Source organism: Mediterraneibacter sp. 210702-DFI.3.120, from assembly GCF_020561005.1.
Lineage (GTDB): Bacteria > Bacillota > Clostridia > Lachnospirales > Lachnospiraceae > Mediterraneibacter > Mediterraneibacter faecis.
Genome location: NZ_JAJCNG010000030.1, coordinates 18,769 through 35,020, shown reverse-complemented (window position 1 = coordinate 35,020; position 16,252 = coordinate 18,769). Strand labels below are relative to the sequence as shown.

Genomic DNA, 16,252 nt, shown 5'->3' with positions numbered 1-16,252 from the left:
GCTTAGTCTGGCTGTTGTATATGGACCAATGATGATTGCAGAATATCTTCCTTATGGAATGCAAAAAGCATTAGATATAATACCATTGGTAGGAAGTTCAACAGATATTTTCAGAACCAATACTTTTCGTATTTTGGGGAAGCTTATCTGGTCACCATATCTACTTATTACAATTCCTGTCTTGATTGGTATTCTATGTATGCCATTCGCTATAAAGAGCTGGTCAAGAAGGATGAAGGCATAAATAACAATATGGCAAAGAAAAGAGATAAAAGGTGAATAGCAGGATATATCCGTATTTACAAGAAATTCTTTTAATGTTAAAATCCTGAAAATATTTCCTAAAAAGAAAATAAAGTTTATTGACATTATCAGGAAAAATGAGTATAGTTTATTTTAATAAAAGGGAGTAACTGGCGCTTTGAGTAGCGTTCGCGAGCCGTCAATACGATGGAAGAAGTCCATCCGGATCGTGATGAAATAGTGAGACTTTTATTGCATGTAAGAAGCGGTGCAATAATTGTCTCTTTTTTTATTCGCACTGCAGATTAATCAGGATTATGGGTCACAAAAGAAGAGTGAACAATAACCAGTTAGGAGGAATGGCAGTGAAAGCATATTATCAATTATCGGGAGAAGAAGTTTTAAGAGAAGTGAATGGCTCGGAAGAACCATTAACAAAAGAACAGATCAGTGAAAATCAAAGGAAATACGGCCCGAATGAACTGACGGAAGGAAAAAAGAAGACAACATTTCAGATTTTTTTGGAGCAATATAAGGATTTTCTGGTGATCATCCTTATTATAGCAGCGATCGCATCAGGATTTATGGGAGATATTGAGAGCGCAGCTGTTATTGTTATCGTGATCACAATGAATGCAATTCTGGGAACTGTGCAGACAGTAAAGGCAGAGTCATCTCTGGCAAGTCTGAAGAAATTATCCGGTCCGGAAGCAAAAGTTCTTCGTGATGGAGTGGTTGTCCCGATTCCGTCTTCAGAAGTTACTGTTGGAGACATTATTATGTTAGAGGCGGGAGACTATATTCCTGCAGATGGACGTATTCTGGAATGTGCAAGCATGAAGGTTGACGAAAGTGCATTGACGGGAGAGAGTCTTGGTGTCGAGAAGACGACAGATGTGATTGAACAGGACGAAGTTCCTCTTGGAGACCGTATTAATATGGTATATTCCGGAAGCTTTCTCACGTATGGAAGAGGTTCTTTTGTAGTTACAGAGATTGGAATGAATACAGAAGTTGGTAAAATTGCAAGTCTTCTGAAGACGACATCTGAGAAGAAGACTCCATTGCAGGTGAACCTGGATCAGTTTGGACAGAAATTATCCATTTTAATTCTTGTATTCTGTGCGATTTTGTTTGGAATCAGTGTTTTCCGTGGTGAGAATATTGGAAATGCATTTCTTTTTGCAGTTGCTCTTGCCGTTGCAGCAATTCCGGAGGCGTTAAGTTCAATCGTTACGATTGTTCTTTCTTTTGGAACGCAGAAAATGGCGAAAGAACATGCAATTGTTCGAAAACTACAGGCAGTAGAAGGACTGGGAAGTGTATCCATTATCTGTTCAGATAAAACTGGAACCCTGACACAGAATAAGATGACAGTAGAGCATTATTATGTAGATGGCCAGAGCATTTCCGCAGACAAGATCGATCTCCGGGATCCGTCTCAGAGCAGACTCCTTATCAGCAGTATTCTTTGTAATGACTCTACGAATATTGATGGTGTAGAGATCGGAGACCCGACAGAGACAGCACTGATTAATTTAGGAAGCAGTCTTGGTCTTGACCCGGAAGAAGTCAGAGTAAAGTATCCAAGAGAAAGTGAGAATCCATTCGATAGCGACCGTAAGATGATGGCAACAAAGCATTCATTAAACGGAGTGCCAACGATGATTGTCAAAGGAGCAGTTGATGTTCTTTTGAACCGGACAGACTGGGTTGAGATGAAGGGGGAGACTCATGAGATCACAGAAGAGACAAGAAGAGTAATCGAAGAGCAGAATCAGAAATACTCAAGAGAGGGATTACGAGTTCTTGCATTTGCTTATAAAGAAGTATCAGATGAGACGGAACTTACGCTGGAGGATGAAGATCATCTGATATTCCTGGGGCTGATCGCAATGATGGATCCGCCGAGAGAAGAGTCAAAAGCTGCTGTAGAAGAGTGTAAATGTGCAGGAATCCGTCCGATTATGATTACAGGAGATCATAAGGTGACAGCTGCTGCCATTGCAAAGAGAATTGGAATTCTTGAAAATGAATCCGAAGCCTGTGAGGGTGCAGAGATTGACAAAATGTCCGATGAAGAACTGAAAGACTTTGTGGAAGGGATTTCTGTTTACGCCAGAGTTTCTCCTGAACACAAGATCCGTATTGTGCGTGCATGGCAGGAAAAAGGAAACATTGTATCCATGACAGGAGATGGTGTGAATGACGCTCCGGCACTGAAACAGGCAGACATAGGAGTGGCGATGGGAATTACCGGAAGCGAAGTGTCAAAAGACGCTGCAGCAATGGTTTTGACAGATGACAATTTTGCGACTATTATTAAAGCAGTAGAGAATGGAAGAAATATATATCGCAATATTAAAGCATCCATTCAGTTTCTGCTTTCGGGAAATTTTGGAGCAATCCTGGCAGTGCTTTATGCTTCACTGATGGCACTTCCGGTACCGTTCGCGCCGGTTCATCTGTTGTTCATTAATCTGCTGACAGACAGTCTTCCGGCAATTGCTCTTGGATTGGAACCACATTCGAAAAATGTGATGAAAGAAAAGCCACGACCGATAAATGAATCCATTTTAACGAAAGACTTTTTGATCAATATCGGACTGGAAGGATTATCAATCTGTACCATGGTCATGATTGCATTTACAATTGGATACAAAGACGGTAATGAACTACTTGCAAGTACAATGGCATTTGCAACACTTTGCTGTTCAAGATTGTTCCATGGGTTTAACTGTAAATCAAATCGTCCGGTTGTATTTACAAAAAGAGTCTTTAATAACATTTACCTGATCGGTGCTTTTGTAATTGGAATGATTCTGATCACGCTTGTTGTGACTGTCCCTGGACTGCATAACATCTTTAAAGTGCAGACACTGACATTATCGCAGTTACTTACTGTGTATGGTCTTGCAGCATTGAATCTTCCGATTATACAGATGATAAAGGCAGTTCGTGCAAAATTTAGAAAATAGGAGGAACAACAGTATGAAGAAAGTCGAGAAACCAAAGAAGCCATTAATCTTTTACTATTTGATTGCTTTGATTATTCTCGTGCTTCTTAACACATTTCTTTTTCCGAATATTCTAGGAAAGAATAAGGTGAAAGAAGTCGATTATGGAACCTTTCTTACTATGGTCGAGGGAAAAGAAGTATCAAAAGTAGAGTTGAATGGAGACACTATTTATTTTACAGATAATAGCGAGGAACCGAAATATTATGAGACAACAACGTTTGATGATCCAAATCTGGTAAATCGTCTGGAAGATGCGGGATGTGAATTCGGAAGAGTCGCACAGCAGGAGATGAATCCGCTTCTTAGCTTTTTCCTTGTATGGATTTTACCACTTTTGATCTTCTGGGCATTAGGACAGTGGCTTGCAAAGAAGATGATGGCCAAGATGGGTGGAGGTGCAGCAGGAAATCCGTTCATGCAGTTCGGAAAGAGCAATGCGAAGGTTTATGTGGAATCTACAACAGGAATCACTTTCCAGGATGTAGCCGGAGAAGATGAAGCGAAGGAACTGCTGACAGAGATTGTGGATTTTCTTCATAACCCGCAGAAATATACGGAGATCGGTGCAGTATGTCCGAAAGGAGCACTTCTTGTAGGACCTCCGGGAACCGGTAAAACTTTGCTTGCAAAAGCAGTTGCAGGAGAGGCAAATGTACCATTTTTCTCAATCTCTGGTTCAGAATTTGTAGAGATGTTTGTTGGCATGGGAGCTTCTAAAGTACGTGATCTTTTCAAACAGGCGAATGAAAAAGCACCTTGTATTGTATTTATTGATGAGATTGATACAATCGGTAAAAAGAGAGATAATGCAGGATATGGTGGAAATGATGAGCGTGAGCAGACATTGAACCAGTTGCTGACAGAGATGGATGGATTCGATGCATCTAAGGGTGTTGTGATCCTTGCTGCGACGAACCGACCGGACAGTCTTGATCCGGCACTTCTCCGTCCGGGAAGATTTGACCGCCGTATTCCGGTGGAACTTCCGGATCTTAAAGGGCGTGAAGAGATTCTGAAAGTTCACGCGAAGAAAGTAAGACTTGGAGATGACATTGACTTTAATGCAATCGCAAGAGCTGCATCAGGAGCATCAGGAGCAGAGCTTGCAAATATGGTAAATGAAGCGGCACTACGCGCAGTCAGAGAGAATCGTAAATATGTAACGCAGGCAGATCTTGAAGAAAGTATTGAAACTGTTATCGCCGGATATCAGAAGAAGAATCAGGTACTTTCTTCCAAGGAAAAATTAATTGTTTCTTATCATGAAATCGGTCATGCGTTGGTAGCAGCATTACAGACGAATTCGGCACCGGTTACAAAGATCACGATCATTCCGCGTACATCAGGTGCCTTGGGATATACAATGCAGGTTGAATCAGAAGAACGGAATCTGATGACACAGGAAGAGCTGATCAACAAGATCGCGACACTGACCGGAGGAAGATGCGCAGAAAAACTGATTTTTAATTCTATCACAACAGGCGCATCGAATGATATCGAGCAGGCAACAAAGCTTGCAAGAGCAATGATCACGCGTTATGGAATGAGTGACCGGTTTGGTATGGTTGCTCTTGAGACGCAGAACAATCCATATCTGGGAGGAGACAGCAGTTTAAGTTGTTCATCGCAGACAGCAGCAGATATTGATCAGATGGTTGTAGATACCGTAAAACACGGATATGATACAGCGATGGATCTTTTGGAGAAAAACCAGAAGAAACTTCATGAGCTTGCAAAATACCTGTATGAGAAAGAAACAATTACAGGAGAAGAATTTATGCAGATTTTGACGAGAACGGAGACGTTGGAAGAAGCAGAAGGGAAGTAACAGATGGCAAGAAGCAGAAACAAGAAAACAGAGATTGAAGAAGAAATAGAGAAGCGGATACCGACAACCCGTTATAATCCGGATTATAAAGTCGGATTGACAGCACAGCAGGTGCAGGAGCACAGACTTCATGGCTGGGTAAACAGGGCAGTCGATCCGCCGTCGAAGACAACGAAAGAGATTGTACATGAGAATGTATTTACTTACTTTAACTTAATCTTTCTTGTTCTGGCTATTTTGTTATGTCTGGTTGGATCCTTCCGGAATCTGACCTTTCTTCCGGTTATTATTGCAAATACGTTGATCGGTATTATACAGGAAGTGCGTGCCAAAAAAGTGCTGGATAATCTGACCATGCTAAATGCACCGAAAGCGACTGTAGTGCGAGATGGTAAAAGATCGTTGATTGATGCAGAAGAGTTGGTAGTTGATGATATTGTCATATTTAAAGCCGGTGCGCAGGTATGTGCGGATGCACAGGTTTGTGCAGGTGAAGTACAGGTGAATGAATCTCTGCTGACAGGCGAGTCTGATGAGATTACAAAACATGCCGGAGATCAGCTGATGTCAGGGAGTTTTATTATTTCCGGTCAATGTCATGCAAGACTTGATAAAGTCGGTGAAGATTCTTATATTTCAAAGCTTACACTGGAAGCAAAAGAAATGCAGAATGGTGAGCAGTCAGAGATGATCCGCTCGCTGGATAAATTGGTTAAATGCGTCGGTGTGGCAATCATTCCGATTGGAATCATACTCGTTGCACAGTCTCTGGTATTCCAGAATGCATCATTCCATTCAAGTATTACGTCAATGGTAGCGGCTGTGATCGGAATGATTCCGGAGGGTCTTTACCTTCTTGCAAGCGTTGCACTTGCTGTCAGTTCAATTCGGCTTGCACAGCAGAAAGTATTGCTTCATGATATGAAATGTATTGAGACACTTGCGCGTGTTGATGTACTTTGTGTAGATAAGACTGGTACGATCACAGAAAATACAATGAAAGTACAGGAACTTATTCCAACGGAGCAGTACGATACGGAAAAGATGGGATCTCTTCGTCTTATGGTCGGAGATTTTGTTTCAGCTATGACAAACGATAATATCACAATGGCTGCAATGAAAGAATATTTTACACATTCTTCAGGCGCAAAAGCAATTTCCAAGACAGGATTTTCATCTGCGACAAAGTACAGCAGTGCTACATTTGAAGATAAGACATATGTTCTTGGAGCGCCGGAATTTGTACTTCTGGATGATTACGAGCAACATAAGGAAAAAATCACAGAGCTTGCATCTACAGGTGCCCGTGTTCTTGTATTTGGTACTTATGCAGCGGAGATTGATGGAAAAGCACTGACAGAGCCGGTAACACCGTTGGGCTATATCTTACTTGCGAATCCAATCCGTGAGGCGGCAAAAGAAACATTCCAGTACTTTGCAGAGCAGGGAGTTGAAGTGAAAGTTATTTCCGGAGATAATCCGGTTACAGTTTCCAAAGTTGCAAAAACAGCAGGTATTAAAAATGCTGAGAATTATGTGGATGCATCAAGTCTTGAGACAGAAGAAGATATTAAGAAAGCGATTCTTGAGAAGACAGTGTTTGGACGTGTAACTCCAAACCAGAAACGACAGTTTGTTCAGGCACTTAAAGAGGCTGGGAAAACAGTTGCTATGACAGGAGACGGAGTAAATGATGTCCTTGCTTTGAAGGATGCAGACTGCAGTATTGCAATGGCATCAGGAAGCGAGGCAGCGGCACAGGCTTCTCAAATCGTACTTCTGGAGTCAGATTTCTCTTGTATGCCACAGGTTGTATTAGAAGGAAGAAGAGTAGTCAATAATATCCAGCGTTCGGCGAGCCTGTTCCTGGTTAAGAATATATTCTCTTTCCTGCTGAGTCTTTTCTCGGTAGTATTTATGTTTACTTATCCACTGGAACCATCACAGGTATCATTGATCAGTATGTTTACAATCGGTATTCCGGCGTTCTTCCTTGCACTTGAGCCGAACAAGAATATCATTAAAGGACATTTCCTGACGAATGTATTCCTGAAAGCACTTCCGGCAGCACTTACAGATGCATTGGCGGTTGGATCACTGGTTGTCTTTGGAAAGACATTTGGAGTAGGAGAGCAGGATATCTCAACAGCAGCAACAATGCTTCTGGCAATTGTAGGATTTATGATCCTCTATAAGATCAGTGCACCGATGAATAAGCTTCGTGCAGGGATTCTTGGCGGATGTATCGCAGGATTATTATTCTGTAGTATTTATTTGAATCAGCTGTTTGCGATTAGCGGAATGACAACAAAGTGTATCATGCTTTTTGTTGTATTTGCGATCGCAACAGAGCCGGTACTTCGTTATCTTACGATTCTTCTTGGAAAAGGAAGATTCTATTACAGACGTTTGCGCGGAAAAACGCCGTTAGAGGAAGAAGTATAATGTGCAGTGAAAAATAAAAAACAAATGTAATTATTCAGAACAAAAATAAGATAAAAATCAAGCGGCAGCAGGGAATTATTAATCCTTACTGTCGCTTGATTCTGCTTTACTTTTAATCAAAGAAAGTTTCATGCAGTTTACGTACTGCAAGATCTGCATAGGCTTCATCGATCAGAGCAGTGATGCGAATCTCAGATGTAGTAACCATCTCTGTGTTGACATCAATACTTGCGAGTGCACCGAACATCTTTGCAGCAACACCTGAATGAGAACGAATACCGGCACCAATGACAGAAACTTTGGCAACATTTTCATCAGAATCCAGTTTCTTAATGCCAAGATAGTCTTTGCTTTCATTTAACAGATCCAAAGCACGGAGCATGTCCGATTTTGCAACAGTGAAGGATACAGATTTTGTACCGTCTTTACCAAGAGACTGGATCATGACGTCAATGTTCAGTTTATTCTTATCTAAAAGATTTAAAAGACGGAATGTGCTACTAGGCTCGTTCCCGAGACCGGCAACACGGATTTTGGCTACATTTTTATCGGCTGCCACACCACTGATTAACATTTTTTCCATTTTCGTTTTCTCCCTTACAATTGTTCCTGAATTGTGGTTTAAGCTAGAACATACCAGAAGTTCTACACCGTATTTTTTCGCAATTTCTACACATCTGCTGTGAAGGACTTTCGCACCAAGAGAGGCCATCTCAAGCATCTCATCATAAGTGATCTCCGTCATTTTATGAGCGTTTGGAACAACGCGTGGATCGGCGGTATATACTCCGTCTACATCTGTGTAAATTTCACAGACATCGGCATGGAGTTCAGCAGCAAGAGCAACCGCTGTTGTGTCAGAGCCGCCGCGGCCAAGAGTTGTGATATCTTCATACTTATTGATTCCCTGGAATCCGGTTACGATGACGATCTTGTTCGCATCAAGCTCTTTACGGATACGCTCGGAATCAATTCTCTTGAATCGCGCATTTTGATAATTTGAAGTTGTATGCATTGGAACCTGCCATGCATTCAGTGACACTGCACTGACGCCCATGGAAATCAGAGTCATTGCCATTAAGGATACAGAAACCTGTTCACCGGTTGTAAGAAGCATATCTAATTCCCTGCGGGAAGGCTGCTCTGTGATCTGTTTTGCTGTTGCGATCAGATTATCTGTAGTCTTTCCCATAGCAGACAGGACAACAACAACCTGGCTGCCTTCGCGCTGCTTTGCGATACAGCGGTTTGCTACGTTGCGGATGTGCTCCAAATCGGCCACGGAGCTTCCGCCAAATTTCATTACTGTCAGCATATTTTTATCTCCCTTATATTCTCTGACGAATCTGTGTTGCTGGTAATATATAGTGTGAGCAGTAACAGCAAAAGAGTCAGAGAATTTTTAGTTACTGTTCATAGTGGGTGTGAGCAGCAACTTTATACGTAGATAAGTATAGCAAAAAAAAGAAATAAAATACAGAAGAACGTTTGTTCTATACATACTTGCAGTGGCATAAAGTGTGTGTTATACTGCAAATTAACAGAAAGCAGGTGAATAAAGATGACTCCAAAAGAAGTAATACCAAAAGTGCAGCAGGACCTTTTTACAATGCAGGATCTAAAATATCGGGATTTTCACGCAAAACTGATGCCAACAGTAGAGAAAGAATCAGTGATAGGAGTGAGAGTTCCTGTACTTCGAACTTATGCAAAGAAATTCGGGAAGACAGAAGAGGCGAAGCAGTTTCTTAAGATCCTGCCACATCAATATTATGAAGAGAATAATCTGCATGGGCTTCTGATCGAGCAGATTAAAGATTATGAACTCTGTATAGAAGAACTGGAGCGCTTTCTGCCCCATATAGATAACTGGGCAACCTGTGATCTTCTGGCCGTCAGAACAGTGAAGAATCATCTGAATTCTTATATCAAAAAGATAGATCGATGGCTGGAATCAGAGCATATATATACGATCCGATTTGGAATCAATATGCTGATGCGCTATTATCTGGAAGAAGAATTTAAGTTAGAATATCCGGGGAAGGTTGCCGCAATCCGTTCAGAAGAGTATTATGTAAATATGGCCAGGGCATGGTATTTCGCAACAGCACTTGCCAAAAAGTATGATCAGGTTCTTCCATTTCTAGAAGAACAGAAGATGGACGTATGGACACATAATAAGACAATCCAGAAGGCAATCGAAAGCTATCGGATCACGCCGGAACAAAAAGAGTATCTGAGAACTTTGAAGATAAGACAATAATGTTTGTAGGAGGAGAAATAATGGCAGAAAAATTAAGAGTACTTATAATTAATGGAAGTCCAAGAGCAAACGGAAATACTAGTGTAGGACTAAAAGAAATGGAAAAGATTTTTCAGGAAAATGGAGTAGAAGTAGAGACAGTAGTTGTTGGAAATAAACCTGTCCGTGGATGTGTTGCCTGTGGAGGATGTGCTTCCAAGCAAAAATGTGTTTATGATGATGTAGTTAACGAACTGGCTTTGAAATTCGAGAAAGCAGACGGACTGGTTATCGCAAGTCCAGTCTATTATGCATCCGCAAATGCAACATTGATCGCCTGTCTTGACCGCCTGTTCTACAGCACACCATTTGATAAGACTATGAAAGTAGGAGCAAGTGTTGTCTGTGCAAGGCGCGGTGGATGTTCAGCAACATTTGACGAGTTAAACAAATACTTTACAATTTCTGGAATGCCAGTTGCTTCCAGTCAGTATTGGAATAGTATTCATGGAAGAATATCAGGAGAAGCAGAGCAGGATGGAGAAGGAAAGCAGACTATGAGAGTCCTCGCCAGAAACATGACATTTCTTATGAAGAGTATTGCCTTGGGTAAAGAACAGTTTGGACTTCCGGAGAAAGAAGAACGAATTGCAACACATTTTATTAGGTAAAGAAGAGGAGAATTAAAATGAGTTATGTATCTTTTAATGATGTGATAGAATTAAATGGAATTCTTAAAGATAAAGGTCTGAATTTCCGAATTCATCTCAGGGACACTTGTGGAAGGCAATCCTTCTGGATCGAACCACTTGGTAATTGTGCCTGCGAAGGACGATATGATGAGATGTATCAGGTGGTAGAAGAGTACCTCGAAGGAAAAGGATTTTCCGTGCAGTACGATGATCAGAAGATGAATTTTGTGGTATAAATTTGTATTTAGATGTTTGAATTCTGAGTGATGAAGCAAAAACTTTTGTTGGATAAGGGCGTGATATGGATACTTTATTGCATCGGACACCGGCCTGCTCCTCTTCATCCCTTTGAATGAATGTAACGAAAAAGCCCAAACAGGCATCGTGAGTGATTTCTGTTTGGGCTTTTTCTAACATTCAGAACAAAGTGTATTCAGAACCGCTCCTGCCTTAAAATGTGTCCTCAACAATAAAGTATCCACATCACTTACATTATCCAGGACAGAAGGGATTGCCGAGGAACGAATTCAACACTTAAATACAGAATTCCGGACGGAAGTAAAAAAGGAACGCTATCGACTGAACCTGAGTCTATCTTCTCGTTAACGTGCAACAAATACAAATTTATTTCGACTTCACTTCTCTCCACAATTCGTTATACAGCGCCTCATTTTCATCTCCGAGGAAATTAAATGTCTCACAGTTTTTCAACTGATCAATATCAGGGAATGCAATCGTGCTGTTTCTCATGTAGTCATCCTCGATCAATGCCTGCCCGGCAGAGTTAGGGATGGAGTAAGTGATGTATTCAAAATTCATTTTTGCAATATCCGGTCTACAGAGGAAGTTGATGAATTCTTCTGCATGTTCCTTATTCTCTGCATTTTTTGGAATAACCCAGGAATCAATCCAAAGATTAGAACCTTCCTTAGGAATCACGTAATCGAGATTTGGATTCTCCTGCTGGCAGTAGAGTGCTTCGCCGGAATAAATTACTCCGAGAGCTGCTTCATTTCCAATCATTTTATCACGTACCTGGTCGATAACATATGCCTGCACAAGAGGTTTCTGTTCAATCAGCAGATTTTTGGCAGCCTGAAGTTCATCTAAGTCTGTTGAATTTAATGAATAGCCCAGGTATTTTAAAGCGACACCAAAGGCATCTCTTACACTGTCCTGCATAAGGATGCTATCTTTATATTTTTCATCCCACAGAACACCCCAGCTGTCAATTGGTTCATCTACCATTTTCTTGTTATAAAGGATTCCGACAGTCCCCCAAAGATAAGGGACAGAATATTTATTATCAGGATCAAATCCTTTGGCAAGATCCATATATTTCTGATCGATATATTTCAAATTTGGGATGTTGTCATAATTAATCTCTTCCAAAAGATTATTCTCAATCATTCTCTGAATCATATAATCAGATGGACATACGACATCGTATGCAATCGCTCCCGACTGAATTTTTGGATACATGATCTCGTTTGTCTCAAATTCTTCATATACTACATCAATACCGGTTTCTTCTTCAAACATATCAATAACATCAGGATCAATATAATCACCCCAGTTATAAACAATTACCTGGCCTTGTGAGGAGATAACATCGTTCTTTCCATAAATAAAACCACCGATGATAATAAGCACAGCCATAGCAACAGGTACCAGACGTTGGAAGAAAAATCTTCCAAATTTTTGTGCTTTTCCGAAACGCTTTATTTTTACTACTTTTTTCTTTTCGGCAGGTGACATATTGATCAGGATCAAAAGTAACAGCACTGTAACAAACATAATGGTTGAAAGTGCATACATTTCAGGCTTGATTCCTTTACGGACTTCACTGTAAATCTTGGTTGAGAGTGTATCAATACCAGGACCTTTTGTGAAATGCGTGATCACAAAGTCATCCAGAGACATTGTAAAGGAAAGCAGGAAACCGGAGAAAATTCCAGGCATAATATCTGGAAGTACTACTTTGAAGAATGCGTAGGCCGGAGAAGCTCCAAGGTCCAGTGCAGCTTCATAAGTTCTACGGTTCGTCTGTTTTAATTTTGGCATTACACTTAAGATGACATAAGGTATGTTGAATGTAATATGTGCCAAAAGGATTGTTTTGAATCCAAGTGTGAAGCGGAATGCAATGAAGAGAAGCATCAGGGATACTCCTGTTACGATATCGGCATTCAGCATAGGGATGTTTGTAACTCCCATAAAAAGGGTACGCATTCTTGAATTCATTGCCTGCATGCCAAGTGCGGCACAAGTACCGATCAATGTTGCAATCAGTGCAGAGAGCAATGCAATGATCAGTGTTGTGTACAATGCATTCATAATCTCTTTGTTTTGGAAAAGAGACACATACCATTTTCCGGTGAATCCGCCCCATTTGGAACGTGTTTTAGTATTGTTAAAGGAGAGGACCATCAAAGTCACGATCGGTGCATACAGAATAATGCAGATCAGTGCCAGATAGATCTTTTTTGCTATAGTTTTCATTAAAATGCTGTCCCCTCCCCGTTTTTATCATATTTGGCGATCACAGCCATACTTGCGATGATGAAGATCATCAGCACCAGGGATAAACCGGAACCGGTATGCCAGTTGCTCCCCTGTTTGAATTCCTGCTCGATCACGTTTCCAATCAGAAGAATCTTGCTTCCACCGAGAAGGTCGGAAATAACAAAGGTCGTCAGCGCAGGTACGAAGACCATAGTGATACCACTGATAATTCCAGGAATGCTCAAAGGAAAGATGATCTGTGTAAATGTCTGAAATTCATTGGCTCCAAGATCTCTTGCTGCGTAAATGACATCTTTATCAATCTTTGCCAATACATTATAAATGGGAAGCACCATAAAAGGCAGGAAGTTATATACCATACCTAATACAATAGCCCCCGGTGTATTGATGATAGACTGCTGTGGCAGATGGAAGAATGCAAGAATGCTGTTGATCACACCATTTTTTTCAAGCAGTGTCTGCCAGGCGAGTGTACGCAGAAGAAAGTTCATCCACATAGGAAGAATAAAAATCAGTACGATAAGACTTGTCTGGTTCATGTTTTTTTCAGATAAAATCATTGCAAGAGGATATGCAAGAACCAGGCAGATCAGTGTGCTGACCAGGGAAAGCAACAGTGCAAGTCCGAGTGCTTTCAGATTCTCAGGCGAAGCCATCATTGCAATGTTAGACCAGGTAAAAGTCCCTTCTTTATCTGTCAGACCATAATAAAAGATCATGAGCAGTGGGATAATAATAAATGACACGGACCAGAAAAGATAAGGCCCGGCAAATAATTTTCTATTCTTCAACAGCAGGTGCCTCCTCATCTTCAGATTCTGGTTTTTTCATAATCTGGATGTCAAAAGGATCTACTTTGATTCCGACTTCAGTTCCTACAGGGAACATATCTGTGCTATGAACGAGAAGTTCATAGTTGTTGGCAAGAACTTCCATCTCGTAGTGAACGCCCTTAAAGATCAAGTTTGTTACAATTCCGTCAATAACACCTTCTCCAGGCTTGACAAGATCAATATCTTCCGGACGAATTACAGCATCGACCGGACGGTTATGACCAAATCCTATGTCTACACATTTCCAGACAGCACCGAGCATACGGACAACTTTGTCTTCGAGCATGGTTGCAGCAATAATATTGCTGTCTCCGATAAAATCAGCTACGAATGCATTTTGCGGTTCGTTATAAATATCTTCCGGGGTGCCGATCTGCTGGATGTATCCCTGATTCATAACGACAATCGTATCAGACATTGTAAGAGCTTCTTCCTGATCGTGCGTTACATAGACAAATGTAATTCCAAGTTCATTTTTTAATCGGATCAGTTCATATTGCATATCCTGGCGAAGTTTTAAATCCAATGCACCAAGTGGTTCATCAAGAAGAAGAACCTTTGGTTCATTTACAATCGCACGTGCGATTGCGATTCGCTGCTGCTGACCACCACTTAAGGAGTCAGGAGAACGATCCCCGTATCCTTCCAGATTGACAAGCTTTAAGGCATAATGAATTTTATCGCGGATATAGCCTTTAGATTTACCTTTGATCCTCAATCCAAAAGCAATATTTTCTGCAATGGACATATGAGAGAAGAGGGCATATTTCTGGAATACGGTATTCAGCTGACGACGGTTTGGCGGAAGACTGTTGATATTTTTTCCATCAAAAATAATATTACCGGAGTCCGGTGTCTCAAATCCACCGAGAATACGTAATAGTGTTGTTTTTCCACATCCACTAGGACCAAGGAGTGTGAGAAATTCGTTCTCACGGATATAAAGATTTAATTTATCCAGAATTACATTTTCGTCATAGGATTTGGTAATATCTATGATATCGATCAGTTTATTAGACATTTTTATCCTCCGTATATAATTGTTTTATCTGATTCATCCGGCTGACTGCATTACGCAAGAGCAGATCAGCGAGAGTGAGTGCGGTCATTGCTTCCACAACAACAACTGCGCGCGGTACGATGATTGGATCATGACGTCCGTGAATAGACAGTTCGATTTCTTCGCCTGAATTAGTTACAGTGTGCTGCATCTGAGAGATCGAAGGTGTTGGCTTGATCGCAGCTCTTAAGATTAATTGAGAACCATCACTCATGCCACCCAAAGTTCCGCCGGAATGATTCGAAGTTTTCATAACCTGTCCTTGTTGCATGCAGAAAGGATCATTGTTTGTGCTTCCGGTAGAAGAGGCACTCTGAAAGCCATCGCCGATTTCGACACCTTTTACGGCTCCGATAGACATGATTGCCTGTGCAAGTAAAGCGTCCAGTTTATCGAAGACCGGTTCACCGAGACCGGCTGGAAGATGGTCAACACGGCATTCAATCAGACCGCCGCAGGAATCCATCTGCTCCATAAGAGTAGAAACATATTCAGCAGCCTTTTTGGCAGCATCTTTATTCGGCAGATAAAAACTGTTATTTGTAATCTCAGTAAAATCATAATCAGCTTCATCTACAGTGACAGGACCGATGGATTTTGCATAAGTTGTCAGCACAATCCCTAATTCGCCAAGTAATTTTGAAGCAATTGCACCGGCAGCAACACGGCCGATCGTCTCACGGCCGGAAGAACGTCCACCGCCACGGTAATCACGGAAACCATATTTCTGATCAAAGCAGTAATCTGCGTGTCCCGGACGATAAGATGTCGCAATATTCCCATAATCTCTGGAACGCTGATCCTGATTCCGCACGAGAAGAGAAATAGGAGTTCCGGTTGTAGTTCCTTCAAAGACTCCGGACAGAATCTCGACAGAGTCAGATTCATTCCGCTTCGTTGTATATTTACTCTGTCCCGGTTTGCGGCGATCTAAAAATTGTTGAATATCCTGTTCAGATAAAGGGATGCCGGCAGGGCATCCATCTATAACTACACCAACTCCGGGACCGTGGGACTCGCCCCAGGTAGTGACTCGAAATAAAGTGCCAAATGTTGAACCGCTCATAATATATCTAAAACTCCTTTCGTTTGTATCAATAAGGTATACAAAAAGTGCGTATAAAATGCTTTTTTGTATATCATATATCATTCTTTTCCGTATCATACCCCCAGATACGAAACATATTGTTGTGTTTCATAACTGAGGGTACAGTGCAATTATATAGGAAGAAAGAGGTGTACGCAAGTTAAAATGTTGTAGAATTCAACAGAATTTCAAAAATAAATTACAAAAGTATTTCTAAAAGATTTCGTTCGAATTAACAATTCAACATCAGTTTAATTTGTGCGTATTTCATGAAAG

The 16,252-nt window shown here is 41.1% G+C and carries 11 protein-coding genes and 1 pseudogene; 7 read left to right on the top strand and 5 right to left on the bottom strand.

Annotated features, from left to right (window positions below):
* The 4 genes and pseudogenes from LI162_RS13565 to LI162_RS13550 form a co-directional block, all read left to right on the top strand.
* A pseudogene (locus tag LI162_RS13565) lies at nucleotides 1–244 on the top strand (ABC transporter permease); the annotation flags it as partial.
* 364 nt (nucleotides 245–608) lie between these two features.
* Complete coding sequence (locus LI162_RS13560) at nucleotides 609–3,221, top strand: cation-translocating P-type ATPase (protein ID WP_334300960.1); 2,613 nt, start codon at nucleotides 609–611, stop codon at nucleotides 3,219–3,221.
* A gap of 13 nt (nucleotides 3,222–3,234) precedes the next feature.
* On the top strand, nucleotides 3,235–5,091 hold the full coding sequence (ftsH, locus tag LI162_RS13555; protein WP_227156810.1) for an ATP-dependent zinc metalloprotease FtsH: 1,857 nt from the start codon (nucleotides 3,235–3,237) through the stop codon (nucleotides 5,089–5,091).
* 3 nt (nucleotides 5,092–5,094) lie between these two features.
* The gene (locus tag LI162_RS13550) at nucleotides 5,095–7,536 is read left to right on the top strand and encodes a cation-translocating P-type ATPase (RefSeq protein WP_227156809.1); all 2,442 of its coding nucleotides are present in this window, start codon (nucleotides 5,095–5,097) and stop codon (nucleotides 7,534–7,536) included.
* A 112-nt stretch (nucleotides 7,537–7,648) separates the two neighbouring features.
* Here the strand turns inward: LI162_RS13550 and LI162_RS13545 are convergent, their stop codons facing one another.
* The gene (locus tag LI162_RS13545; protein WP_015529118.1) at nucleotides 7,649–8,851 is read right to left on the bottom strand and encodes an aspartate kinase; all 1,203 of its coding nucleotides are present in this window, start codon (nucleotides 8,849–8,851) and stop codon (nucleotides 7,649–7,651) included.
* 246 nt (nucleotides 8,852–9,097) lie between these two features.
* Between LI162_RS13545 and LI162_RS13540 the strand changes: the two genes are divergently transcribed.
* The 3 genes from LI162_RS13540 to LI162_RS13530 are packed head-to-tail and all read left to right on the top strand — an operon-like array spanning nucleotide 9,098 to nucleotide 10,706.
* Nucleotides 9,098–9,799: a DNA alkylation repair protein gene (locus tag LI162_RS13540; RefSeq protein ID WP_055145612.1), complete on the top strand. Its 702-nt coding sequence runs from the start codon at nucleotides 9,098–9,100 to the stop codon at nucleotides 9,797–9,799.
* A gap of 20 nt (nucleotides 9,800–9,819) precedes the next feature.
* Complete coding sequence (locus LI162_RS13535; RefSeq protein WP_227156808.1) at nucleotides 9,820–10,449, top strand: flavodoxin family protein; 630 nt, start codon at nucleotides 9,820–9,822, stop codon at nucleotides 10,447–10,449.
* 17 nt (nucleotides 10,450–10,466) lie between these two features.
* Nucleotides 10,467–10,706: an RDAC family protein gene (locus LI162_RS13530; RefSeq protein WP_015529121.1), complete on the top strand. Its 240-nt coding sequence runs from the start codon at nucleotides 10,467–10,469 to the stop codon at nucleotides 10,704–10,706.
* Between the two features lie 388 nt (nucleotides 10,707–11,094).
* Here LI162_RS13530 and LI162_RS13525 read toward each other — a convergent pair whose 3' ends face one another.
* The 4 genes from LI162_RS13525 to aroC are packed head-to-tail and all read right to left on the bottom strand — an operon-like array spanning nucleotide 11,095 to nucleotide 15,955.
* Nucleotides 11,095–12,972 (bottom strand): extracellular solute-binding protein, encoded by a 1,878-nt coding sequence (locus tag LI162_RS13525; RefSeq protein ID WP_015529122.1) that lies wholly within the window; start codon nucleotides 12,970–12,972, stop codon nucleotides 11,095–11,097.
* A complete protein-coding gene (locus LI162_RS13520) occupies nucleotides 12,972–13,787 on the bottom strand; it encodes an ABC transporter permease (protein ID WP_055157632.1) in 816 nt (271 codons plus the stop codon). The genes LI162_RS13525 and LI162_RS13520 overlap by 1 nt, the downstream gene beginning before the upstream one ends.
* Nucleotides 13,777–14,850: an ABC transporter ATP-binding protein gene (locus tag LI162_RS13515; RefSeq protein WP_055157630.1), complete on the bottom strand. Its 1,074-nt coding sequence runs from the start codon at nucleotides 14,848–14,850 to the stop codon at nucleotides 13,777–13,779. The genes LI162_RS13520 and LI162_RS13515 overlap by 11 nt, the downstream gene beginning before the upstream one ends.
* Complete coding sequence (gene aroC / locus LI162_RS13510) at nucleotides 14,843–15,955, bottom strand: chorismate synthase (protein ID WP_015529124.1); 1,113 nt, start codon at nucleotides 15,953–15,955, stop codon at nucleotides 14,843–14,845. The genes LI162_RS13515 and aroC overlap by 8 nt, the downstream gene beginning before the upstream one ends.
* Nucleotides 15,956–16,252: the final 297 nt, after the last annotated feature.

What these genes read in the sequence shown, in the direction of transcription:
- LI162_RS13530 (WP_015529121.1), top strand. Translation starts at nt 10,467, where the DNA reads ATGAGTTATGTATCTTTTAATGATGTGATAGAATTAAATGGAATTCTT.
- LI162_RS13525 (WP_015529122.1), bottom strand. Translation starts at nt 12,972, where the DNA reads ATGAAAACTATAGCAAAAAAGATCTATCTGGCACTGATCTGCATTATT.
- LI162_RS13550 (WP_227156809.1), top strand. Translation starts at nt 5,095, where the DNA reads ATGGCAAGAAGCAGAAACAAGAAAACAGAGATTGAAGAAGAAATAGAG.
- aroC (WP_015529124.1), bottom strand. Translation starts at nt 15,955, where the DNA reads ATGAGCGGTTCAACATTTGGCACTTTATTTCGAGTCACTACCTGGGGC.
- LI162_RS13545 (WP_015529118.1), bottom strand. Translation starts at nt 8,851, where the DNA reads ATGCTGACAGTAATGAAATTTGGCGGAAGCTCCGTGGCCGATTTGGAG.
- LI162_RS13535 (WP_227156808.1), top strand. Translation starts at nt 9,820, where the DNA reads ATGGCAGAAAAATTAAGAGTACTTATAATTAATGGAAGTCCAAGAGCA.
- ftsH (WP_227156810.1), top strand. Translation starts at nt 3,235, where the DNA reads ATGAAGAAAGTCGAGAAACCAAAGAAGCCATTAATCTTTTACTATTTG.
- LI162_RS13540 (WP_055145612.1), top strand. Translation starts at nt 9,098, where the DNA reads ATGACTCCAAAAGAAGTAATACCAAAAGTGCAGCAGGACCTTTTTACA.
- LI162_RS13515 (WP_055157630.1), bottom strand. Translation starts at nt 14,850, where the DNA reads ATGTCTAATAAACTGATCGATATCATAGATATTACCAAATCCTATGAC.